This is a genomic window from Klebsiella sp. GG_Kp146, assembly GCF_040061975.1.
Taxonomy (GTDB): Bacteria; Pseudomonadota; Gammaproteobacteria; order Enterobacterales; family Enterobacteriaceae; genus Klebsiella; species Klebsiella quasipneumoniae.
Genome location: NZ_JBEAHA010000003.1, coordinates 275,014 through 296,105, shown reverse-complemented (window position 1 = coordinate 296,105; position 21,092 = coordinate 275,014). Strand labels below are relative to the sequence as shown.

24 protein-coding genes are annotated in these 21,092 nt (G+C 59.4%); 13 read left to right on the top strand and 11 right to left on the bottom strand.

The annotated features are described in order from the left end of the window. Positions 1 to 6 precede the first annotated feature (6 nt). The 5 genes from ABLU95_RS05920 to ABLU95_RS05900 form a co-directional block, all read right to left on the bottom strand. Positions 7 to 240: a DUF2554 family protein gene (locus ABLU95_RS05920; protein WP_065881564.1), complete on the bottom strand. Its 234-nt coding sequence runs from the start codon at positions 238 to 240 to the stop codon at positions 7 to 9. A 149-nt stretch (positions 241 to 389) separates the two neighbouring features. Beyond that, the gene (locus ABLU95_RS05915) at positions 390 to 632 is read right to left on the bottom strand and encodes a hypothetical protein (protein ID WP_348879024.1); all 243 of its coding nucleotides are present in this window, start codon (positions 630 to 632) and stop codon (positions 390 to 392) included. A 96-nt stretch (positions 633 to 728) separates the two neighbouring features. After that, positions 729 to 854, bottom strand: coding sequence for a DUF2474 domain-containing protein (locus ABLU95_RS05910; protein ID WP_004202785.1), 126 nt, complete (start codon positions 852 to 854; stop codon positions 729 to 731). Continuing rightward, entirely contained in the window at positions 854 to 1,864 is a 1,011-nt protein-coding gene (cydB, locus tag ABLU95_RS05905) for a cytochrome d ubiquinol oxidase subunit II (RefSeq protein ID WP_023289897.1), read from the bottom strand. The genes ABLU95_RS05910 and cydB overlap by 1 nt, the downstream gene beginning before the upstream one ends. Next, entirely contained in the window at positions 1,864 to 3,261 is a 1,398-nt protein-coding gene (locus tag ABLU95_RS05900; protein ID WP_004202782.1) for a cytochrome ubiquinol oxidase subunit I, read from the bottom strand. The genes cydB and ABLU95_RS05900 overlap by 1 nt, the downstream gene beginning before the upstream one ends. 720 nt (positions 3,262 to 3,981) lie before the next feature. Between ABLU95_RS05900 and ABLU95_RS05895 the strand changes: the two genes are divergently transcribed. The 6 genes from ABLU95_RS05895 (at position 3,982) to patD (ending at position 11,052) form a co-directional block, all read left to right on the top strand. Continuing rightward, positions 3,982 to 5,394 (top strand): PLP-dependent aminotransferase family protein, encoded by a 1,413-nt coding sequence (locus ABLU95_RS05895; protein ID WP_032453089.1) that lies wholly within the window; start codon positions 3,982 to 3,984, stop codon positions 5,392 to 5,394. Positions 5,395 to 5,699: 305 nt separating this feature from the next. Next, complete coding sequence (gene ydcS / locus ABLU95_RS05890; protein ID WP_023289895.1) at positions 5,700 to 6,845, top strand: putative ABC transporter substrate-binding protein YdcS; 1,146 nt, start codon at positions 5,700 to 5,702, stop codon at positions 6,843 to 6,845. A gap of 16 nt (positions 6,846 to 6,861) precedes the next feature. After that, the gene (locus tag ABLU95_RS05885; protein ID WP_004202778.1) at positions 6,862 to 7,875 is read left to right on the top strand and encodes an ABC transporter ATP-binding protein; all 1,014 of its coding nucleotides are present in this window, start codon (positions 6,862 to 6,864) and stop codon (positions 7,873 to 7,875) included. A 1-nt stretch (position 7,876) separates the two neighbouring features. Further along, positions 7,877 to 8,806 carry an ABC transporter permease gene (locus tag ABLU95_RS05880; RefSeq protein WP_110238448.1) on the top strand — a complete coding sequence of 310 codons (930 nt, stop codon included), beginning with the start codon at positions 7,877 to 7,879 and terminating at the stop codon, positions 8,804 to 8,806. Then, on the top strand, positions 8,796 to 9,602 hold the full coding sequence (locus ABLU95_RS05875; RefSeq protein ID WP_065881573.1) for an ABC transporter permease: 807 nt from the start codon (positions 8,796 to 8,798) through the stop codon (positions 9,600 to 9,602). The genes ABLU95_RS05880 and ABLU95_RS05875 overlap by 11 nt, the downstream gene beginning before the upstream one ends. A gap of 22 nt (positions 9,603 to 9,624) precedes the next feature. After that, positions 9,625 to 11,052 (top strand): aminobutyraldehyde dehydrogenase, encoded by a 1,428-nt coding sequence (gene patD / locus ABLU95_RS05870; protein ID WP_049013245.1) that lies wholly within the window; start codon positions 9,625 to 9,627, stop codon positions 11,050 to 11,052. A gap of 341 nt (positions 11,053 to 11,393) precedes the next feature. Here the strand turns inward: patD and ABLU95_RS05865 are convergent, their stop codons facing one another. Further along, positions 11,394 to 11,516, bottom strand: a complete 123-nt coding sequence (locus ABLU95_RS05865) for a small membrane protein (RefSeq protein WP_004175940.1) — start codon at positions 11,514 to 11,516, stop codon at positions 11,394 to 11,396. A gap of 487 nt (positions 11,517 to 12,003) precedes the next feature. Between ABLU95_RS05865 and ABLU95_RS05860 the strand changes: the two genes are divergently transcribed. Then, entirely contained in the window at positions 12,004 to 12,255 is a 252-nt protein-coding gene (locus ABLU95_RS05860) for a hypothetical protein (protein WP_117136113.1), read from the top strand. Between the two features lie 51 nt (positions 12,256 to 12,306). Here ABLU95_RS05860 and yncL read toward each other — a convergent pair whose 3' ends face one another. Next, positions 12,307 to 12,399 carry a stress response membrane protein YncL gene (yncL, locus tag ABLU95_RS05855; protein WP_002906891.1) on the bottom strand — a complete coding sequence of 31 codons (93 nt, stop codon included), beginning with the start codon at positions 12,397 to 12,399 and terminating at the stop codon, positions 12,307 to 12,309. A gap of 195 nt (positions 12,400 to 12,594) precedes the next feature. Here yncL and ABLU95_RS05850 point away from each other — a divergent pair, with 195 nt between their 5' ends. After that, positions 12,595 to 12,768 (top strand): GhoT/OrtT family toxin, encoded by a 174-nt coding sequence (locus tag ABLU95_RS05850; protein ID WP_008804686.1) that lies wholly within the window; start codon positions 12,595 to 12,597, stop codon positions 12,766 to 12,768. Between the two features lie 88 nt (positions 12,769 to 12,856). Next, positions 12,857 to 13,606, top strand: a complete 750-nt coding sequence (locus tag ABLU95_RS05845; protein ID WP_049013243.1) for an alpha/beta hydrolase — start codon at positions 12,857 to 12,859, stop codon at positions 13,604 to 13,606. Between the two features lie 13 nt (positions 13,607 to 13,619). Here the strand turns inward: ABLU95_RS05845 and ABLU95_RS05840 are convergent, their stop codons facing one another. Then, complete coding sequence (locus ABLU95_RS05840) at positions 13,620 to 15,053, bottom strand: aldehyde dehydrogenase (RefSeq protein ID WP_348874844.1); 1,434 nt, start codon at positions 15,051 to 15,053, stop codon at positions 13,620 to 13,622. Positions 15,054 to 15,322: 269 nt separating this feature from the next. Between ABLU95_RS05840 and ABLU95_RS05835 the strand changes: the two genes are divergently transcribed. Beyond that, positions 15,323 to 16,921 (top strand): ABC transporter substrate-binding protein, encoded by a 1,599-nt coding sequence (locus ABLU95_RS05835; RefSeq protein ID WP_023289890.1) that lies wholly within the window; start codon positions 15,323 to 15,325, stop codon positions 16,919 to 16,921. A gap of 16 nt (positions 16,922 to 16,937) precedes the next feature. After that, on the top strand, positions 16,938 to 17,171 hold the full coding sequence (locus ABLU95_RS05830) for a YdcY family protein (protein WP_023289889.1): 234 nt from the start codon (positions 16,938 to 16,940) through the stop codon (positions 17,169 to 17,171). Between the two features lie 8 nt (positions 17,172 to 17,179). Here the strand turns inward: ABLU95_RS05830 and ABLU95_RS05825 are convergent, their stop codons facing one another. Then, positions 17,180 to 17,629, bottom strand: coding sequence for a DMT family transporter (locus ABLU95_RS05825; RefSeq protein WP_023289888.1), 450 nt, complete (start codon positions 17,627 to 17,629; stop codon positions 17,180 to 17,182). Next, positions 17,626 to 18,144, bottom strand: a complete 519-nt coding sequence (locus tag ABLU95_RS05820) for a GNAT family N-acetyltransferase (RefSeq protein ID WP_023289887.1) — start codon at positions 18,142 to 18,144, stop codon at positions 17,626 to 17,628. The genes ABLU95_RS05825 and ABLU95_RS05820 overlap by 4 nt, the downstream gene beginning before the upstream one ends. 162 nt (positions 18,145 to 18,306) lie before the next feature. Here ABLU95_RS05820 and ABLU95_RS05815 point away from each other — a divergent pair, with 162 nt between their 5' ends. Continuing rightward, complete coding sequence (locus ABLU95_RS05815; RefSeq protein WP_023289886.1) at positions 18,307 to 18,888, top strand: XRE family transcriptional regulator; 582 nt, start codon at positions 18,307 to 18,309, stop codon at positions 18,886 to 18,888. Positions 18,889 to 18,953: 65 nt separating this feature from the next. Next, a complete protein-coding gene (locus ABLU95_RS05810; protein WP_044523497.1) occupies positions 18,954 to 19,991 on the top strand; it encodes an NADP-dependent oxidoreductase in 1,038 nt (345 codons plus the stop codon). 62 nt (positions 19,992 to 20,053) lie between these two features. Here ABLU95_RS05810 and rihA read toward each other — a convergent pair whose 3' ends face one another. Next, positions 20,054 to 20,989: a pyrimidine-specific ribonucleoside hydrolase RihA gene (gene rihA / locus ABLU95_RS05805; protein WP_086075347.1), complete on the bottom strand. Its 936-nt coding sequence runs from the start codon at positions 20,987 to 20,989 to the stop codon at positions 20,054 to 20,056. Between the last annotated feature and the right edge of the window lie 103 nt (positions 20,990 to 21,092).

Below are 21,092 nucleotides of genomic sequence, written 5' to 3'. Positions count from 1 at the left end.
GCGACGCTACTGGCTGTGTGATGCCCGCGGTTTGCGGGCGTCCTGCCAGCGGTGATGCTCGCGCAGGTCGGCGGCGTTCTCTTCGCACCGGCTGCGAAGCTCATCGCTATCCGCCTCGTGCAGCAGCTGCTGCTCGAGGCTCTGTACCGGAAAGTAATCGTGCCCCTGACGGTGGGCCAGCAGATGCCCGGAAAAAAGCGCGCACAGCAACAGCAGGGCGCTCATGCTTTTCCTCAACATACCTTTTCTCTGTGAATCAATGGCGTGGGCTTACTATGCCAGGCGCTGTGCAGGTTTTTTTCCCGGTTTATCAAAGAAGGGCAAGGGTTTGTCAATGTCTGCTGAAAGAGGGTGAAAAAAGCCTGGCGCAGAAGGCCAGGCGTGACGGATTACGCTTTTGGCGGCCGTGGTTTCCCGCTGTGCTCACCGCCTTTTGGCGGCTGCTTACCATCAGGCTGCGGCTGCTTGCCGTTGTGTTGCGCTTGCTTACCGTCGTGCTGGCCGTTTTTCGCCGCCGATTTACCCTGATGCTGTGCGCTTTTTTCTGGCGGCGGCGGCGGGTTGTCGGCAGCGAAAGCCCATGACGATATTCCCAGGGTCATCGCGGCAGACAGTAAAGCTAACTTCTTCATAGCAATATCCTTTCTTCTGATGTGTCCGCGTATTTCAGCAGGTAAAAGTGAAGACAAGATGGAGAGCTCCGGATCCGGATGACTCTGCATCCTGGCTCAAACTTTAAGACCTGCGGCGGTCATCAGCAGGCGAAACAGCAGGCTGATGGCGGCCAGCGTCAGCACGCTGCCTCCCCACAGCGCGATCAGCCACAGCAGACGTTTGGACCAGACGGTTTTCATCAATGATAACCCTCCCCTGGCTGGACTTTGCCGCGGAACACGTAATAGCTCCAGCAGGTATAGCCAAGAATAACCGGAATAATCAGCAGCGCGCCCACCAGCATAAAGCCCTGGCTTTGCGGCGGGGCGGCGGCCTGCCACAAGGTAATCGATGGCGGAATAATATGCGGCCAGATGCTGATCCCCAGGCCGCTAAAGCCGAGAAACACCAGGCCCAGCGTTAGGGTGAAAGGCGAGACATGGCGGTCGTGCAGAGGCAGTGTGCGCCACAGCCAGGCGCTAATCAGGAGCACCAGCAGCGGCACCGGCAGCAGGAAATAGAGATTCGGCAGGCTGAACCAGCGGGCGGCGATCGCCGGGTGCGCCAGCGGCGTCCACAGGCTGATGACGGCAAACACCGCCAGCAGGGCAACCAGCAACTGTCGCGACGCGCTGCGCATCCGCTGCTGCAGCGCGCCTTCGCTCTTCATCACCAGCCAGGTAGCGCCGAGCAGCGCATAGGCCACGCACAGCCCGAGTCCGCAAAACAGGCTGAACGGGGTCAGCCAGTCAAACATGCCGCCGCTGAAGGCGCGACCGCTGACGGTAAATCCGTCGATCACCGCTCCGACCACCACGCCCTGGCTGAAGGTCGCCAGCAGGGAACCGCCAAAGAAGGCGCGGTCCCAGAATGGCCGGTGCGACGGCGTGGCCTGGAAACGAAATTCAAAGGCCACGCCGCGAAAGATCAGGCCGATCAGCATCAGGGTCAGGGGGATCGACAGGGCGTCGATTATCACCGCGTAGGCGAGGGGAAAGGCGCCAAACAGACCGGCGCCGCCCAGCACCAGCCAGGTCTCATTGCCATCCCATACCGGGGCGACGCTGTTCACCATCACGTCGCGCTCAGTGCTCCCCCGGACCGTGCCGAACAGCATGCCAATGCCCAGATCAAAGCCGTCCATGACGATGTACATCAGCGTGGCAAAGACGATAATTACGAACCAGATCACCGATAATTCGATACCCATTAGCGGGACTCCTTCTGCAGATAACCTTCAGTAGCGGCGGACAGCGGGCGGGCTGGCGTACCGGTTGTCGCGGGTTGCACCTCCTGCGGTCCCTTGCGGATCAGGCGCAGCATGTAGCTGTAGCCGACCCCGAAGACGGCGCTGTAAACCACAATAAAGGTCAACAAACTGACCGACATATGCAGATCGCCGTGGGCGGAAACCGCCTCGGCGGTGCGCTGAACGCCATACACCACCCATGGCTGGCGGCCCACTTCGGTAGTCACCCAGCCGGCGAGAATGGCAATCAGTCCTGAGGGGCCCATCCACAGGGCAAAGCGCAGAAACGGCCGCGAGTGGTACAGCCGGTCGCCGCGGCGCAGCCACAGGGCAAGCGCCCCGAGCAGCAACATCAGCATGCCGAGACCAGCCATCAGGCGAAATGACCAGAACACCACGGTGGAGTTTGGCCGATCCTCAGGGGCGAACTCCTTCAGCGCCGGCACCTGTTTATCCAGGCTGTGGGTGAGGATCAGACTGCCCAGCGCCGGGATCTCAAGCCCGTAGCGGGTGCGCTCCTGTTCCATATCTGGCCAGCCAAACAATAATAACGGCGTCGGCTCGCCGGGCGGGTTTTCCCAGTGGCCCTCAATGGCGGCGATTTTTGCCGGCTGGTGTTTCAGGGTGTTCAGGCCATGCATATCGCCGATCAGCGCCTGGACCGGCGCGACCAGCAGCGTCATCCATAGCGCCATGGAGAACATCTTGCGGATCGCTGGCGACTGATTGCCGCGCAGCAGATGCCAGGCCGCCGAGGCGCCGACAAACAGCGCGCTGCTGAGAAATGCCGCCACCGTCATGTGCAGCAAGCGGTAGGGGAAAGACGGGTTAAAGATCACCGCCAGCCAGTCGACGGGCACCACCTGGCCATCGACGATCTCAAACCCCTGCGGGGTCTGCATCCAGCTGTTGGAAGCGAGGATCCAGAAGGTCGAGATGATAGTCCCCAGCGCCACCATGCAGGTGGCGAAAAAGTGCAGCCCTGGCCCCACGCGGTTCCAGCCGAAGAGCATGACCCCGAGAAAACCGGCTTCCAGAAAGAACGCCGTCAGGACTTCATAGGTCAGCAGGGGGCCGGTGATGCTGCCCGCGAACTGCGAAAAACCGCTCCAGTTAGTGCCGAACTGATAGGCCATCACCAGCCCGGACACCACTCCCATACCGAAGTTGACGGCGAAGATCTTCGACCAGAAATGGTACAGCGAGCGCCAGGTGGGATTTTTGCTTTTCAGCCACAGGCCTTCGAGAACCGCCAGGTAGCTTGCCAGGCCAATGGTGATGGCGGGAAAGATAATATGAAACGAGACCGTAAAGGCGAATTGAATTCGCGCCAGATGGAATGCATCAAGACCGAACATGCAGGACTCCACAACAAAATTGATTCAGCGCAATTTTAGGCAGGGTAGCGGCAAGGGGGCAGAGGCAGTCGGTTCATTTTTTATCATAACAGTTGGCGGCTGTTATGATCTTTTTGCCTGTCTCCGGGGACCGCCAACATGGAAATTCCCGGGTGAAAAGCGTCATTTTTAACGCTGAAAGCAAAGCCAGATTGTTGGCCAGGAAAATATTAATAATCTATTTTCACTGTATTATCGTAGTCTTACGGATCAGCTTAGACCTGAAGCTGCCCGGGAAAGCGCGGTCGTTGAATTTTTGTGAGTAATATCCTCTGATTACGACAGATATAGCATTTTATTATCTGTTCTTTATTAATGAATTTAACGTCTGCACACGTTTGTTAGTATGAGAATCAGTAAAAAGGATGAGGCAGTTAATTATGAATTAAATAATTTTAAATTGTCGTGTTTAGCCGCGCTTTGTATTTTATTCTCAGGATATCAATAAAAGGGAATGGTCATGTCAGAAAAAGGATTACATAGCTTATGTATTACCATCGGTATCATGTTCATTTTTTGGTTATGCATCATATCGTTTTTTTGGACAATTTTCTCGTGAACCTTTCCAGCGGGCGTTCTGTGTGACCTGGTTGCGCTGTTTTACATAACAGTTACTTAAAAGTGTTAATTTATAACAACTGATATATGATAAAGGGAGGTTGCAGCAAGGAAAGGGTGACAATGAAAAAGTATCAACAGCTGGCGCAGCAGCTGACCGACCAGATCGCGCTTGGCGTCTGGTTGCCGGGCGATCGGCTCCCCTCGCTGCGCGAGCAGGTGGTCAGCAGCGGCATGAGCTTTATGACCGTCAGCCATGCCTATCAGCTACTGGAAAGCCAGGGGCGCATCGTCGCCCGACCGCAGTCGGGATATTACGTCGCCCCCCAGCCGGTGAAGCTTCGTCAGCCGGCGCCGCCTGCTCAGGTGACCCGCGATGAAGCGGTAGATATCAATACTTACATCTTTGAGGTGCTCCAGGCCAGCCGCCAGGCGTCAATGCTGCCCTTTGCCTCGGCCTTCCCGGACCCGCGTCTCTTTCCACTCCAGCAGCTTAACCGTTCGCTGGCGCAGGTGAGTAAAACCGCCACCGCCATGAGCGTGATTGAGAACCTGCCGCCGGGCAACGCGGAGCTACGGCACGCCATTGCCCGGCGCTATGCCCTGCAGGGGATGAACGTCTCGCCCGACGAGATCGTCATTACCGCTGGAGCGCTGGAGGCGCTAAACCTCAGCCTGCAGGCGGTGACCGAGCCCGGCGACTGGGTGGTGGTGGAAAATCCCTGTTTCTACGGAGCCCTGCAGGCACTGGAGAGGCTGCGTCTGAAGGCGCTGTCGGTGGCCACCGACGTCAAAGAGGGCATTGACCTGACGGCGCTGGAGGCGGCCCTGCAAAACTATCCGGTCAAGGCCTGCTGGCTGATGACCAACGGCCAGAACCCGCTCGGCTTCACCCTCAGCGCCGAAAAAAAAGCAGCGCTGGTGGCGCTGCTGGCGCGCTATGACGTGATGCTGATTGAAGATGATGTTTACAGCGAGCTCTACTTTGGCCGCGAGAAGCCGTTGCCGGCGAAGTTCTGGGATCAACAGGATATGACGCTGCACTGCAGTTCGTTTTCAAAATGTCTGGTGCCCGGCTTTCGCATCGGCTGGGTGGCGGCCGGGAAACAGGCGCGGCGGATCCAGCAGCTGCAGCTGATGAGTACGCTCTCCACCAGCTCGCCGATGCAGTTAGCCCTGGTGGATTACCTGTCGACCAAACGCTATGACGCCCATCTGCGCCGTCTCCGTCGCCAGCTGGCGGAACGTAAACAGCAGGCCTGGCAGGCGCTGCTGCGCCATCTGCCGCCGGAGGTCACTATCCATCACAGCGACAGCGGCTATTTTCTGTGGATCGAACTACCGGAAGGGGCCGACGCCAGCGTGCTGAGCGCCAGGGCGCTGGCGTCGCACATCAGCATCGCCCCGGGAAAAATGTTCTCCACCTCCGCCAGCTGGACCTCGTTTTTCCGCTTTAATACCGCCTGGGGCTGGGGAGAACGCGAAGAGCAGGGGGTGAAGCGCCTGGGCGAGCTAATTCGTGAGCAGCTTTCCTGATCGCTTTGGCTATTATTCGCCGCGATAAACAATCGCTAAAAATAAACGAAGATGGATTTTTATCGAGGCCGGTCATTATTTTACCGGCACTCACCATAGGAAATACGCATACCCCTCCTTTTTCTCTAACTCGTTGTCTATAATCCATAAAGTCAGTCTTGTGTTGGCGATTTTTGCGTAATGCGTCCCGGGTCACAACCTGAATAAATTCCCCCGAGGGCGTTAATCCGCTGACTACCCTTATTTCAGGAGATATTTTTACGGCACGGCTGCCGCTAATTCCCTTGTGACAGGAGTAACACCTGATGAGCAAAAAATTGGCCCGTTGCAGCCTTTATGTGCTGGGGATGGCCTGCCTGACCGTCCAGGCGGCTGAGCCACTCACCTCGCTGGATAAACCGGAAGGGCGGCTGGATATTATTGCCTGGCCGGGGTATATCGAACGCGGTCAGACCGACAAGCAGTACGACTGGGTCAGCCAGTTTGAAAAAGAGACCGGCTGTCAGGTTAATGTGAAAACTGCCGCCACCTCTGACGAAATGGTTAGCCTGATGGCCAAGGGCGGCTACGATCTGGTGACTGCCTCGGGCGATGCTTCGCTGCGTCTGATCATGGGCAAACGCGTTCAACCGATTAACACAGCGCTGATTGCCGGGTGGCACACTCTCGACCCGCGCATTGCGCAAGGGGCATGGTTTAACGTCGGGGGCAAAGTTTACGGCACGCCGTATCAGTGGGGACCGAATCTGCTGATGTACAACACCCGCGTATTCCCGACGCCGCCGGACAGCTGGAGCGTGGTCTTCGTGAAGCAGGATCTTCCGGATGGCAAAACCAATCAGGGGCGGGTGCAGGCCTATGATGGCCCGATCTATATCGCCGACGCTGCGCTGTTTGTCAAAGCCACCCAACCGCAACTGGGGATCGAAGATCCCTATCAACTGACCGAAACCCAGTACAACGCGGTGCTGAAGGTGCTGCGTGACCAGCAACCGCTGATCCACCGCTACTGGCATGACGCCACCGTGCAGATGAACGACTTCAAAAACGAAGGGGTGGCCGCCTCCAGCTCGTGGCCCTATCAGGCCAACGGCCTGAAGGCGGAAGGCCAGCCTGTCGCTACCGTATTTCCGAAGGAGGGGGTGACCGGCTGGGCGGATACCACCATGCTGCACAGCGAGGCGAAGCACCCGGTCTGCGCTTATAAATGGATGAACTGGTCGCTCACGCCGAAGGTGCAGGGCGATGTAGCGGCCTGGTTCGGCTCGCTGCCGGTGGTGCCTGAGGGCTGTAAAGCCAGCGCGCTGCTCGGAGAGAAGGGCTGTGAGACCAACGGCTATGACCAGTTTGCCCGCATCCACTTCTGGAAAACACCGGTTGCCGAGGGGGGGAAATACGTTCCCTACAGCCGCTGGACGCAGGACTACATTGCGATAATGGGTGGCCGCTAAGGATCGGAGGCAAACAATGACGTACGCGGTCGAGTTTCAGAATGTATCGCGCCTGTATGGCGATGTGCGGGCGGTGGACGGGGTCAGCATTGGCATCCGCGACGGCGAGTTTTTCTCCATGCTGGGACCTTCGGGCTCGGGGAAAACCACCTGCCTGCGGCTGATTGCCGGTTTTGAGCAGCTCTCCGGCGGCACCATCCGGATCTTCGGTCAGCCGGCCAGCGAGCTGCCGCCCTGGCAGCGGGACGTCAATACCGTGTTCCAGGACTATGCGCTGTTTCCCCATATGTCGATCCTCGACAATGTCGCTTACGGCCTGATGGTCAAAGGCGTGGCGAAGAAAGCGCGCCATGCCCGCGCCCAGGAGGCGCTGGAGAAGGTGGCCCTCGGTTTTGCGCACCATCGCAAGCCTTCCCAGCTCTCTGGCGGTCAGCGGCAGCGGGTCGCCATCGCCCGGGCGCTGGTGAACCAGCCGCGGGTGCTGCTGCTCGACGAGCCGCTGGGCGCCCTGGATTTAAAGCTGCGCGAGCAGATGCAGGTGGAGCTGAAAAAGCTGCAGCAGTCGCTGGGGATCACCTTCATCTTCGTCACCCACGACCAGAGCGAAGCGCTGTCGATGTCCGATCGCGTGGCGGTGTTTAACAACGGGCGCATTGAGCAGGTGGATGCCCCGCAGGATCTTTATCTGCATCCGAAGACCGCCTTTGTCGCCGGTTTTGTCGGCACCGCCAACGTCTTTGAGGCCGAGGCGGCCCGGCGGCTATGCGGCCTGGCGGGCTGCTGGTCGCTGCGCCCGGAACATGTTCGCCTGCAGGGCGGCGGCGAAGTGCAGGTGCAGGGCGTGGTGCAGGCGGTACAGTATCAGGGGGCGGCAACGCGGATCGAGCTCCGGCTGGCGGATGGCGACAAGCTGCTGGTCAGTCAGGCCAATATCGACGGCGCGGCGGCGGCGAGCGTTCCGCGAACCGGGCAAACGGTGCAGGCGTCATGGTCGCGCGCGGCGATGACCCCGCTGGAAAGCGGAGGCTGAGATGACCATGGCGATTGTTCCTGCGCAGGCCGGACGCGTATCGGGGATCTTCTGGCGCCGGCCGGCGCTGGGCCTGTTTTTGCTGCTGCTTGGGCCGTTGATGTGGTTTGGCATCGTCTACCTGGGATCGCTGCTGACCCTGCTGTGGCAGAGTATCTATACTTTTGACGACTTCACCATGTCGGTGACCAGCGACTTCACGCTGGCCAATCTGCAGGCGCTGTTCAACCCTGCCAACTACGATATTATCGTTCGCACCCTGGTCATGGCGCTGTGCGTGACGCTGGCCAGTGCCCTGCTGGCGCTGCCGATGGCCTGGTATATGGCGCGCTACACCAGCGGCAAAATGAAGGCCTTCTTTTATATCGCGGTCATGCTGCCGATGTGGGCCAGCTATATCGTCAAAGCCTACGCGTGGGTGCTGCTGTTGGCCAAAGATGGCGTGGCGCAGTGGTTCCTCGGCCATCTCGGGCTGGAAGGGGCGCTGAACGCTCTGCTGACCATCCCGGCGGTGGGCGGCAACACCTTATCCACCTCCGGACTCGGACGCTTCCTGGTCTTCGTCTACATCTGGCTGCCTTTTATGATCCTGCCGGTGCAGGCGGCGCTGGAGCGTATCCCGGGCTCTTTGCTGCAGGCCTCGGCCGATCTTGGCGCCGCCCCGCGGCAGACCTTCCGCTACGTGGTCCTGCCGCTGGCTATTCCCGGGATTGCCGCCGGGTCGATCTTCACCTTTTCGCTGACGCTGGGCGATTTTATCGTGCCGCAGCTGGTCGGCCCGCCGGGGTACTTTATCGGCAATATGGTTTACTCGCAGCAGGGGGCGATCGGCAATATGCCGATGGCGGCGGCGTTTACCCTCGTGCCGATCGTGCTGATTGCCCTTTATCTGGCGTTCGTGAAACGTCTGGGAGCCTTCGATGCACTCTGAACGCGCACCCTGGTATCTGAAACTGGCGACATGGGGCGGGGTGGTCTTTCTCCACTTTCCGCTGCTGATCATCGCCATCTATGCTTTTAATACGGAAGATGCCGCCTTCAGTTTTCCGCCGCAGGGGCTGACGCTGCGCTGGTTCAGCGAGGCGGCAGGGCGCAGCGATATTCTGGAGGCAGTGACGTTGTCACTTAAAATTGCCGCCCTGTCGACGTCCATTGCCTTAGTGCTTGGCACGCTTGCTGCAGGAGCCCTGTGGCGGAGCACCTTTTTTGGTAAGAACGCGGTGTCGCTACTGCTGCTGCTGCCCATCGCCCTGCCGGGGATTATTACCGGCCTGGCGCTCCTGACCGCCTTTAAAGCGGTCGGCCTTGAGCCTGGGCTGCTGACCATCGTGGTGGGGCACGCGACCTTCTGCGTGGTGGTGGTGTTTAACAACGTCATCGCCCGCTTCCGCCGGACCTCCTGGAGCCTGGTGGAGGCCTCGATGGATTTGGGGGCGACCGGCTGGCAGACCTTTCGCTACGTGGTGCTGCCCAATCTGGGATCGGCGCTGCTGGCGGGCGGGATGCTGGCATTCGCCCTGTCATTTGATGAAATCATCGTCACGACTTTTACCGCGGGGCATGAGCGAACTTTGCCGCTGTGGTTACTGAATCAGCTGGGGCGGCCGCGAGATGTGCCCGTCACCAACGTTGTCGCGCTGTTGGTGATGCTGGTAACAACGATACCAATCTTAGGGGCCTGGTGGCTCACCCGCGACGGCGATAACGTCGCCGGAAACGGGAAATAAAACCATGAAACAGGATAATGCTATGCAACACAACCTCTTGATAAACGGTAAGTTAGTGGCAGGTGAAGGCGAGAAGGTGCCGGTATACAACCCTGCGACCGGCGATGTGATCCTGGAGATTGCCGAAGCGACAGCGGCCCAGGTGGATGCCGCCGTTGAGGCGGCGGATCGGGCGTTCGACGCCTGGAGCCAGACGACGCCGAAAACGCGCGCGGAATGTCTGCTGAAGCTGGCGGATGCCATCGCGGCGCAGGCGGAGACCCTGGCGCAGCTGGAGTCGCTGAACTGCGGCAAGCCGCTGCACTGCGTGCTTAACGATGAGATGCCGGCCATTGCGGACGTTTTCCGCTTTTTCGCCGGCGCCGCCCGCTGCCTGCCGGGAATGGCGGCCGGAGAGTATCTGGAAGGGCATACCTCGATGATCCGTCGCGACCCGGTGGGCGTGGTGGCCTCCATCGCGCCGTGGAACTATCCCCTGATGATGGCGGCCTGGAAGCTGGGCCCGGCGCTGGCGGCAGGCAACTGCGTGGTGATAAAACCCTCCGAGATCACCCCGCTGACGGCGCTGAAGCTGGCAGAGCTGGCAAAAGATATTTTCCCGGAAGGGGTGGTCAACGTACTGTTCGGCCGCGGCAAAACGGTGGGCGATCCGCTGACCGCCCACGCGAAGGTGCGAATGGTTTCCCTGACCGGGTCGATTGCCACCGGCGCGCATATCATCGGCCATACCGCCTCGTCGATTAAACGTACCCATATGGAGCTGGGCGGTAAGGCGCCGGTCATCGTCTTTGACGACGCGGATATCGATGCGGTGGTGGATGGCGTTCGGACCTTCGGGTTTTACAACGCCGGCCAGGACTGTACGGCCGCCTGCCGGATCTACGCCCAACAGGGTATTTATGAGCAGCTGGTGGAGAAGCTCGGGGCGGCGGTGGCCAGCCTGAAAATGGGAGCGCCGGAGGATGCCGCCACCGAGCTGGGACCGCTGAGCTCGCTGGCCCATCTTGAGCGCGTTAGCGCCGCGGTGGAAGCCGCAAAGGCGCTACCACATATTAAAGTGGTGACCGGCGGCAATCGGGCGGACGGCGCGGGCTATTATTTCCAGCCGACGCTGCTCGCCGGCGCCCGGCAGGAAGACGCCATCGTGCAGCGCGAAGTGTTTGGCCCGGTGGTCAGCGTGACGCCTTTCAGCGATGAAGCGCAGGCCCTGAGCTGGGCAAATGACTCCCAGTATGGTCTGGCCTCTTCGGTGTGGACGAAAGATGTTGGCCGCGCCCACCGGCTCAGCGCCAGGCTGCAGTACGGCTGCACCTGGGTCAATACCCACTTTATGCTGGTGAGTGAAATGCCGCATGGCGGCCAGAAGCTGTCGGGCTATGGGAAAGACATGTCGATGTATGGCCTTGAGGATTACACCGTGGTCCGCCATGTGATGGTTAAACATGGCTAACGGATTGACCCATAAGCGGCAACGAATGATTACGCAATGGGTGTGTTAGTTCGCTAATAGTCACGATGGCAAAAATGGTTAAAACTCGCGGCGGGGAATGTGAGATTATTCTGATACCCCTTCAAGAGCTAAGCCATCGTGAGTGCCGGAGATAAGCGCCGGATGGGGTTCGCCAGTCACCCTGGGCGCGTCGCGCCCGGCGGGTGAGGCGGCAACGTCGCGGTTTGCGACCCAATACCGGCCCCTGCCTGATGGCAGGGGCTTTTTTTATGTCCGCACTAAGCCAGGAAGAGGAGTATGCCAGCGATGCTGGCGCAGGAAGGAAATCGCGTTAACCGTGTTCAGCGCTTGGTTTTTTTGCTCGGCAAGCTGGCGCTGCGACGGTCCCGTATATAGGAAATAAGATTATACACCGCCGCGACCAGCAGGATCAGCGCGATGACCAGGGTGATGATTCCGGACATATCCACCTCGAAATAGAAAAGCGCACAGCGCTAAAAACATTACCAATAGTTATGAATGTAAGTATTCTCTGAAGAGAAGGCAAATGATATTTGTTGTCATTTAGCGCTATTGGGGGCCCTCGCCAGCGAGGCCTGACATGAAAAGGTTAAGTTACAACGGCTTGTAGCCGCCTTTTATCTTATTAAGATCCAGCGCCTGCGCGGTATATCGCATTTTCGGCCAACGCGCGATAATCTTTTGGTTTGCGATTGGCGAAATATTATCTTTATCAGACGAATCAGATTGCGCTGAACAGAAACTATTTCACGACGATAAATAAGGCTTTTATATTTACGGTTAACGGGTAATATTTATTCGCAATATTTAATAACCGGCGCGTCAATCCGCCATACGCGCCAGCGCGGTGGCGCACGCTCCCGGGTTTGACTTTCCGCCGCCGCTCATGCGATCATTTCACGCATATTCGGTTTTAACGTTGATGTCGCTGTGAAAATTTTTGCTTTTATTCTGCTGGCTGTCGGCACCGTGGCGCTGAGCTATGGTAACGCGCCGGCAAAACGTATTCAGGGCTGTGAGAGCGCGGGAGTGGGGCAGGCCGTTTGCGCCGCCGCCGAATGGGATAGTGAGAAAGTGAATGTTTTGCCTCATTATAACCCTGCGCTAAACAAGGTTATTTTCGCAGGTCACTCAGCCCGTGTTGTTTATGACCCTAATATAGGCGCGAGCCTCCGCACGTAAAAAAGCAGCCCAGAGGGCTGCTTTTTTAGGTTTCGTTGCTGAGTAAAATGATTAAAACCAGCCAAATCTCACCGACAGCAGGCTGATAAGCGCGAACGCGGCGCAGACATTAATCATAACGACGGTCTTGCTGGAGACATCCATAACGCCACCTTAATGAGTAAGTCCCTAAAGGTATAGTACGGCGGGCGCGGTTGCGCTATCGGATTAAGACGAATCGGGCTTTGTTCTGAATATTCAGCCCGATTCTGAATTTGTTATACAGGTATCTCTGAATCACGACGTCATGGCAGATAATTATCCCACCATGGAACGCTCCTCAGGGAAGGAAAACGAAGAATGACGTTATATCAAAAAATGTTGGTGTTTTACGCCATTATGGGCGTGATCTGCGCCGTAATTAGCTGGTTTTTAACCAAAGAGAGCCGGGTGATCCGCCTGCTGGCGGCCCTGTTGATCGGCGCCACCTGGCCGTTCAGCTTCCCGATGGCGCTCCTCGTCTCGCTGTTTTAACGCTCCGGCGGCGGACGACAGAAAAGGGTGGCGGCAAGGATAAGGTTACTGTATAAAAACACAGTAACCTTATCATGGAGGCAAACAGGTGAACGGTTTCTTTTCGTCCGTCGCAGGCGCCACATTGCGTTGGCTCGATCTTCCGGGAGAGGGGCTTCCGCTGGTGTTTATCCACGGCCTCGGCTGCGCGTCATCTTACGACTACCCCCGCGTCGCCAGCGCCCCCGCGCTCAACGGGCGGCGCAAAATACTTATCGATCTACCGGGCTTCGGCTACAGCGATAAACCGCACGACTTTAGTTACAACATACATAGCCAGGCGCAAGGAGTGGAGCAAGTCCTCGACCACCTGCGCCTGCAGCGCTTCGCGCTGTACGGGCATAGCATGGGGGGAAGCATCGCCATCGAAGCGGCAGGGTTGCTGGCGGAGCGGGTGACCACGCTGCTGGTTTCTGAACCCAACCTGGTCGCCGGAGGCGGCGAGTACAGCCGGCGCATAGCGGCGCAGTCAGAGGCGGCCTTTATCGCCGAAGGTTACGCCAGGATGCTGGCGGAAGAGCGCTCGCCCTGGGCCGGCTGTTTGCAAAACAGCGCCCCCTGGGCCGTCTGGCGAGCCGCCAGCAGCCTGATACACGGCAGCGACACCCCCTGGTTTACCCAGCTCTGCCAGTTGCGCTGTCAGAAGATGCTGATCGTCGGCGAGCAGTCGCTCCCTTATGCGGATATCGAACGGGTAGAGGCGCAAGGGATCCCGGTCGGGATTGTGCCCCACGCGGGGCACTCGATGGCGTGGGAAAACCCGGAAGGGCTGGCGCAGCTTATCGCCAGCCACGGCTAAGGGGGGGACGGCGTCAGAATGGCAGTTCGCGAGGCTGGGTCTGGAGCGTTATCCAGCGCAGCTCGGTAAATTCCGCAATCCCGGCCCGACCGCCGAACCGGCCATAGCCGGAGGCTTTGCAGCCGCCAAACGGCATTTGCGCTTCATCATGAACAGTTGGACCATTGATATGGCAGATGCCGGTTTGCAGACGTTGCGCCAGGTTCCACGCTCTGGCGCTGTCGCGGCTGTAGACCGCAGCGGAAAGGCCATAGTCGCTGTCGTTGGCTACCGCCAGCGCCTCTTCGTCGTTATTAACGCGAATAATCGCTTTTACCGGGCCGAAGGACTCTTCGTTCCACAGCCGCATCTCGCGGGTGACGCCGTCCAGCAAGGTAGGCGCCATGTGGGTATCGCTGGCTTTGCCGCCGGTCAGCAGGCGGCCGCCTTTGGCTAAGGCATCGTCGATTAACGCGTTGCAGCGGGTGACGGTGTTCATGTCGACCACCGGGCCGGTCAGGCTGGCGGGGAGAGAAGCGGCGCGCCTGGTCAGCAGAGGGATAAAGCGCTCCGCCACGGCGTTGTCGACAATAATGCGCTCGGTGGACATGCAGATCTGTCCGGCGTTGGCGAAGGCGCCAAAAATGGCGCCCGCCGCCGCCTGCTCAATGTCGGCATCGTCGAGGACCAGCAGCGGCGCTTTGCCACCGAGCTCCAGCACCGCCGGTTTCAGATACTGCCCGCAGGTGCGGGCGATAATCCGCCCCACCGGCGTGGAGCCGGTAAAGTTGACGCGCCGCACCGCCGGATGGGCGATCAGCGACTCCACCAGCGCCGGCGCGTCTTGAGGCGCGCAGGTGAGATAGTTCACCACGCCCGGCGGGAAGCCCGCCGCGTCGAGGGCGTCGATAATCAATCCTTGTGTAGCCGGGGAGAGCTCAGCGCCCTTGAGGATCACCGTGTTGCCGCAGGCCAGCGGCGTCGCCAGCGCCCGGGTGGCAAGGATCAGCGGCGCGTTCCACGGCGCCATGCCCAGCACCACGCCGGCACCCTGGCGGACCCCCATCGCCAGATTGCCCGGCACGTTGGATGGAATGATCTGCCCTTCGATCTGGGTGGTCAGCGCCGCCGCTTCGCGCAGGATATCGGCCGCCAAATGGACGTTAAATCCCGCCCAGTGGGCGGTGGCGCCGGTCTCCGCCGCCATGGCGGCGATAAATTTAGCTTCCCGCAGCAGCATATGCTCCGCCGCGTCGAGCAGTAAGCGTCGCCGTTCCGCCGGGGATGTATCGCGCCACTGCGGGAAGGCGCTGGCCGCGGCCTCGACGCAGCGTTTACCGTCGGCGAGGCTGGCGGCAGCGGCAACCGAGGCGACGTCATCGTGGGCAGGGTGGCGCCGGGTAAAGGTCCGACGGTCTTCGGCATCGTGCCACTGGCCGTCAAGGTACAGATTGCAGGTGATTGTCATGGAGGTAACCTCTTATTCTGCGGTTCCTCCAGTGTACCGGTCGCGGCTGGCGGCGAGCGTGAGCGGGGCGGTTATCGCACATTTTTTTGCCGGAATTGTGCGTAGCTCACAACATCCCAACCGTACCTGGCGCAAAAAGCAGCGCGACGCCGATTAAATCAGCAAATTCAGCGCGATTGGCATAAGGTGATAGCCATTGATTATTTGCTGGGGGCCAGGGGCTGTGCTGTTATTACGGTTCTTATAATCAATAATCAGGACTTATAACCATGTCTACAGGGAAAACCACGCTGGCGCTGCTGCTGAGCGCGCTGCTGCCGGCCAGCGCCGCATGGGCCGCGGGCAATGACACGCTGGTCTATTGCTCAGAGGCCTCCCCGGAGTCCTTTAACCCGCAGATCGCCAGCTCCGGCCCGTCGTTCGTCGCCAGCTCGCAGGTGCTGTATAACCGCCTGGTCACCTTTGACCCGGTGAAGAACACGCCGATCCCGTCGCTGGCCACCGAGTGGCACGTCTCTGAAGATGGCAAAACCTGGACCTTCACGCTGCGTCAGGGAGTGAAGTTCAACAGCAATAAATTCTTCAAACCGACCCGCGATTTTAACGCCGACGACGTCCTGTTTTCGGTACTGCGCCAGATGGATCCTCAGCATCCTTATCACAAGGTGTCGCAGGGGAACTATGAGTACTTCCACGATGTGGGCCTCGATAAGCTGATTAAGTCGGTGAAAAAGGTCGATGACTATCACGTCCAGTTTGTGCTCAATCAGCCGAACGCGGCGTTTCTTGCCGACTGGGGAATGGACTTCGCCTCTATTCTGTCGGCGGAATATGGCGAGGCGATGCTGAAGAAAGGAACGCCAGAAAACGTCGATAACTGGCCTGTCGGCACCGGACCCTATGCTCTGCAGCAGTATAAAGTGGATTCGCAAATCCGCTATATCGCCAATCCCCACTACTGGGAAGGCGAGGTGCCGACGAAGCACCTGATCTTCTCCATCACGCCGAACGTCGAGACCCGACTGGCTAAACTGCAGACTAACGAGTGCCAGATTATTCCGGCGCCTTCGCCGGTACAGTTCCCGGTGATCAAGGGCAATAACGATCTGACGCTGCACGCCGTCGAGGCGCTGAACGTCGGCTATCTGGCGTTCAACACCGAGAAAAAACCGTTTGATAATGTGCTGGTGCGCCAGGCGTTAAACTACGCTACCGACAAACAGGCCATCGTCAGGGCGGTGTTCCTCGATTCCGGTACGGTGGCGAAGTCGCCAATCCCATCCACCATGCTCGGGTATAAAAAAGACCTCCCGGACTACGACTACGATCCGCAGAAAGCGAAGGCGCTGCTCAAACAGGCGGGTCTGGAGCAAGGGGCGGAAGTGACCTTGTGGTCGATGCCGGTTCAGCGGCCCTACAACCCGAACTCAAAACGCATTGCTGAAATGATCCAAAACGACTGGGCGAAAGTCGGGGTGAAAGCGAAGATCGTCAGCTATGAGTGGGGCGAATACCTGGCCGGCATGCGTAAAGGCGAACACGACAGCGCCCTGTACGGCTGGATGTCAGACAATGGCGACCCGGACAACTTTGCCGGCACGCTGCTCAGCTGTGATAATATCCAGACCGGCTCTAACGCCGCCCGCTGGTGCGATAAGTCGTATGACGCGCTGGTGAAGAAAGCCCTGCTGGTGAGCGATCCGCAGGCGCGCGCCAAACTCTACGAACAGGCGCAAGAGATCTTCTACCAGCAGGCGCCGTGGATCACCCTGGCGACCGGCAAGACCTTCTATGCCACCCGCAGCAACGTCAGCGGCTACACTGTGAGCATGATGGGGAGCGATTTTTCCAAAGCGAAGCTGAATTAAGTGAAAGGAGAACAGAATGGCACATCTGGATGAGGTCATCGTTAAAGTCGATGACATCCTTGCCGAGGGCGTTATCGCGCATATGAATGAGCTGCTGATCGCCCTGAGCGATGACGCGCAGCTCAGTCGTGAGGAACGCTATACTCAGCAGCAGCGCCTGCGCACCGCCATCGCTCACCATGGGCGACAGCATCAGGAAGAGCAGGACGCGCGCCGCGAGCAGTTGACCAAAGGCGGCGCGATCCTCTGAACAGGCGCTCAGAACTGGCGTCTGGCCACCAGCCAGGCGCCCACCACCAGCATCACCGCGCCGCATAATGGCCCGATCAGCGCCCGCAGCGGTACGCCGTGGGCGCGAATTAAATCCATGATCAACCCGCCGACCAGCTGGCTGGCCACCAGTACCGCGATGGTGGTGGCTGCGCCCACGGTCTGATAGCCGCTGATGCTGGCGAAGACGAAAAAGGATCCCAGCATGCCGGGGATCAGCGTCCACCACTTCACGTTCAGGGCCAGCTCATGAAAGCCGGCGACACCCTGGCGCAGCAGCAACAAGGTCACGAAAATAACGATACCGACCAGCGAATTGAGCAGCATGGCGATGAGGATCGTCGACACCGACTGGGTGATGCGCACCATCAGGGTGTTCTGCACCACCAGGCCTACGCCGGCGGCCACCAGAAAGGCGAGGGTAAGCGACCCATTCATGCCTGGCCGTCCGGGTCCTGGCGCGCATCAAGCTGTAGCTGCATAAAGGTCAGATCCAGCCAGCGACCAAATTTGGTTCCCACCTGCGGCATCTGCCCGGTGGTGATAAAGCCCAGCGTTTCATGCAGGTGCAGCGAGGCGTGGTTCTGCGACTCGATCCCGGCGACCATCACATGTTTATTCAGCCGACGCGCTTCGGCGATCAAGGCGACCAGAAGTTTGCGGCCCAGGCCTTTCCCCTGGTGCTCGGGGTGAACGTACACCGAATGCTCCACGGTGTGGCGAAAGCCGTCAAACGCGCGCCAGTCGCCAAAGGAGGAATAACCGGTGATGACGCCGTTTTCCTCGCTCACCAGCACCGGAAAGCCTGCCAGCTGGCGGGCTTCAAACCATGCGATGCGGTTGTCGGTATCCACGGTTTTGTCATTCCAGATAGCGGCGGTATGCACGACGGCGTGGTTATAGATCTCGGCGATCGCCGCGCAATCGTCTTTAATGGCAGGGCGGATGGACATAGCAAACCTCAGTTTTTCGTACACTATAGTAGTACGATATTATTACAATAATGAACGCCACGCTGTCATCCGTTTTCAGCAAATTTTTTCCTGATGGGCCAGGGGTTACGCGGCCCGACGGGCGGTTGTGTAATGCCTGCGCGCACACTATAGTGTTACGTTATGAATACTATAGAAGACAACCTCAATCAGCGTATCAGCGCGCGCATCCGCATCGAGCGCGAATCCCGTGGCTGGTCGCTGAACGACCTGGCCGAACGGGCGGGTGCCTCGCGGGCGATGATCCATAAAATCGAGCGCGGCGAAAGCAGCCCGACGGCGTCGATGCTGGGCCGCCTTTCCGGCGCCTTCGGCATCAGTATGTCGACCCTGATCGCCAGGGCGGAAATGCAGGAAGGTAAGCTGCTGCGTTTTGCCAGCCAGCCGGTATGGCACGACCCGCAAAGCCACTATCTCCGCCGCCACGTTTCGCCGCGCAGCGATCTGCCCATTGACCTGGTACAGATCGAGCTGCCGCCCGGCAGCGATGTGCCGATGCCGGCTTCGTCCTATGCGCTGGCCCGCCAGCTGATCTGGCTGCAGCGGGGCGAGCTGGTGTTCCTGGAAGGGAATACCCGCCACGAGATGCAGACCGGGGACTGTCTGGAGCTCGGCCCACCGAACGACTGCCGCTTTATCAATGAATCCGCAGAGACCTGCGTCTATCTGGTGGTGCGCCTTAATCAATCGCCATCCGGCTCGTAATGATAAAGCGCATTGCGCATAAAGCAGCTAGCCTCAGTACTGTCTGCTAACAAGAGGAGTTTGCTATGTCAGAACAACCGCAACGCCATCGCCGCTGGGTACTGGCTTCCCGTCCCCATGGTGAACCGACGGCAGAGCATTTCCGCCTGGAAGAGCGCGAGGTGCCCACCCCGGGGCCGGGTCAGGTTCTGCTGCGTACCGTTTATTTATCGCTGGATCCCTATATGCGCGGGCGGATGAGCGACGCGCCGTCCTATTCACCGCCGGTGGCCATCGGCGCGGTGATGGTGGGCGGGACCGTGAGTCGCGTCGTGACCTCGCAGCATGATGATTTTCAACCCGGCGACTGGGTGCTGGGCTACAGCGGCTGGCAGGATTATGAGCTTTCCGACGGCAGCGGGCTGGTGAAGCTGGGGGACAACCCGCAGCACCCGTCCTGGTCGCTGGGGGTGCTGGGGATGCCGGGCTTCACCGCCTACATGGGATTACTGGACATTGGCCAGCCGAAGCCGGGTGACACGCTGGTGGTCGCTGCGGCCACCGGGCCGGTGGGCGCTACGGTCGGACAGATCGGCAAAATTAAGGGCTGCCGTACCGTCGGCGTCGCCGGCGGCGCGGAGAAATGTCGCTATGCGGTTGACACCTTAGGCTTTGATGTCTGCCTTGACCATCGCGCGGCGGACTTTGCCGAACAGCTGGCCCAGGCCTGCCCGCAGGGCATTGACGTTTACTACGAAAACGTCGGCGGCAAGGTTTTTGACGCGGTACTGCCGCTGCTCAACACCGCGGCGCGGGTTCCGGTCTGCGGGCTGGTGAGCGGCTATAACGCCACCGGTCTGCCGGACGGGCCTGACCGTCTGCCGCTGCTGATGGCGACCATCCTCAAGAAACGCATTCGGATGCAGGGCTTTATTATCGGCCAGGATTATGGGCATCGGATCGCGGAATTCCAGCAGCAGATGGGGCGCTGGGTGCAGGAGGGTAAAATTAAATATCGCGAACAGCTGATCGACGGTCTGGAGCAGGCGCCGCAGGCGCTGATCGGCCTGTTGAAAGGTGAAAACTTTGGTAAGGTGGTGATCCGCGTGTCGGCGGACGACTAATACGCCGGGTATAGCCTGAACGCGCCTCTCTCCCGGCCGGGAAGAGAGGCGCTGCATGAATATCAGGCGTAAAAGGCTAACCGCTGGGCGAGCAGATCGACAAAGGCTTCGCGGTCCACATCCAGCATCAGGGTGGTATTGGGCGGATTGCCGGTCAGATGGTAGTAATCGACCACCGTCATCCCCTGGGTATATTTGCCTTCCGTTTCCACGCCGACCCAGCGCTCGATAGTGGTAAAGAGCTCCGGCTTGAGGAGCCAGGCGATGGTGCAGGGGTCGTGCAGCGGCGCGCCGTCGAAGCCCCACTTTTCGTCCTTATGGTAGGCCATAAAGAAGTCGAGCAGTTCGGCGACGATGGTCGATACCGGATTGCCAATCTGGCGGAATCGCTCAATATCCGCAGGAAGGATCTGCGCCCGGTGGGTGACATCCAGGCCCGCCATCACCACCGGGATCCCCGACTGAAAGACCATCTCCGCCGCCTGCGGATCGACGTAGATATTAAACTCCGCCGCCGGCTGCCAGTTGCCCAGCCCCATGGCGCCCCCCATGATCACGATGCGGGCGATCTTCGCGTGCAGCTCCGGATGGCTGGCGAGCAGCAACGCTACGTTCGTCTGCGGCCCGGTGGCCACCAGCGTCACCGGCTCCTGACTTTCGCGCAGCACCCTGGCCATCAGCTCGACGGCGGTGCAGTTTTGCGGCGTAAAGGCCGGCTCCGGCAGGTTCGGGCCATCCAGTCCGCTTTCCCCGTGCACGTTATCGGCAATGATCAGATCGCGCATTAACGGCTTCCACGCACCGCCGGCGACCGGAATATCCGCGCGGTTCAGCAGGGTCAGCATACGCAGCACGTTGCGCAGGGTCTTCTCCGGGGTCTGGTTGCCTGCGGAGGCAGTGACGGCTTTCACTTCCAGCTCCGGCGAGGCGAGGGCGAGGACCAGGGCGATCGCGTCATCATGTCCCGGATCGCAATCAATCATTATCGGCAGTGCCATAGCAGCTCCTTGTTGGCGTTGTTCTGTGACCAGACTAACGCTGAGGCGCGAGGCAGACGAGAAAGTGTGCAGAATAGTGTGATGGCTAGCACGGTTGCAGGGG

Excerpts from the sequence above, each read along its gene's own strand:
- ABLU95_RS05920 (WP_065881564.1), bottom strand. The coding sequence starts at position 240 with ATGTTGAGGAAAAGCATGAGCGCCCTGCTGTTGCTGTGCGCGCTTTTT.
- ABLU95_RS05915 (WP_348879024.1), bottom strand. The coding sequence starts at position 632 with ATGAAGAAGTTAGCTTTACTGTCTGCCGCGATGACCCTGGGAATATCG.
- ABLU95_RS05910 (WP_004202785.1), bottom strand. The coding sequence starts at position 854 with ATGAAAACCGTCTGGTCCAAACGTCTGCTGTGGCTGATCGCGCTGTGG.
- cydB (WP_023289897.1), bottom strand. The coding sequence starts at position 1,864 with ATGGGTATCGAATTATCGGTGATCTGGTTCGTAATTATCGTCTTTGCC.
- ABLU95_RS05900 (WP_004202782.1), bottom strand. The coding sequence starts at position 3,261 with ATGTTCGGTCTTGATGCATTCCATCTGGCGCGAATTCAATTCGCCTTT.
- ABLU95_RS05895 (WP_032453089.1), top strand. The coding sequence starts at position 3,982 with ATGAAAAAGTATCAACAGCTGGCGCAGCAGCTGACCGACCAGATCGCG.
- ydcS (WP_023289895.1), top strand. The coding sequence starts at position 5,700 with ATGAGCAAAAAATTGGCCCGTTGCAGCCTTTATGTGCTGGGGATGGCC.
- ABLU95_RS05885 (WP_004202778.1), top strand. The coding sequence starts at position 6,862 with ATGACGTACGCGGTCGAGTTTCAGAATGTATCGCGCCTGTATGGCGAT.
- ABLU95_RS05880 (WP_110238448.1), top strand. The coding sequence starts at position 7,877 with ATGACCATGGCGATTGTTCCTGCGCAGGCCGGACGCGTATCGGGGATC.
- ABLU95_RS05875 (WP_065881573.1), top strand. The coding sequence starts at position 8,796 with ATGCACTCTGAACGCGCACCCTGGTATCTGAAACTGGCGACATGGGGC.
- patD (WP_049013245.1), top strand. The coding sequence starts at position 9,625 with ATGCAACACAACCTCTTGATAAACGGTAAGTTAGTGGCAGGTGAAGGC.
- ABLU95_RS05865 (WP_004175940.1), bottom strand. The coding sequence starts at position 11,516 with ATGTCCGGAATCATCACCCTGGTCATCGCGCTGATCCTGCTGGTCGCG.
- yncL (WP_002906891.1), bottom strand. The coding sequence starts at position 12,399 with ATGGATGTCTCCAGCAAGACCGTCGTTATGATTAATGTCTGCGCCGCG.
- ABLU95_RS05850 (WP_008804686.1), top strand. The coding sequence starts at position 12,595 with ATGACGTTATATCAAAAAATGTTGGTGTTTTACGCCATTATGGGCGTG.
- ABLU95_RS05840 (WP_348874844.1), bottom strand. The coding sequence starts at position 15,053 with ATGACAATCACCTGCAATCTGTACCTTGACGGCCAGTGGCACGATGCC.
- ABLU95_RS05835 (WP_023289890.1), top strand. The coding sequence starts at position 15,323 with ATGTCTACAGGGAAAACCACGCTGGCGCTGCTGCTGAGCGCGCTGCTG.
- ABLU95_RS05830 (WP_023289889.1), top strand. The coding sequence starts at position 16,938 with ATGGCACATCTGGATGAGGTCATCGTTAAAGTCGATGACATCCTTGCC.
- ABLU95_RS05825 (WP_023289888.1), bottom strand. The coding sequence starts at position 17,629 with ATGAATGGGTCGCTTACCCTCGCCTTTCTGGTGGCCGCCGGCGTAGGC.
- ABLU95_RS05820 (WP_023289887.1), bottom strand. The coding sequence starts at position 18,144 with ATGTCCATCCGCCCTGCCATTAAAGACGATTGCGCGGCGATCGCCGAG.
- ABLU95_RS05815 (WP_023289886.1), top strand. The coding sequence starts at position 18,307 with ATGAATACTATAGAAGACAACCTCAATCAGCGTATCAGCGCGCGCATC.
- ABLU95_RS05810 (WP_044523497.1), top strand. The coding sequence starts at position 18,954 with ATGTCAGAACAACCGCAACGCCATCGCCGCTGGGTACTGGCTTCCCGT.
- rihA (WP_086075347.1), bottom strand. The coding sequence starts at position 20,989 with ATGGCACTGCCGATAATGATTGATTGCGATCCGGGACATGATGACGCG.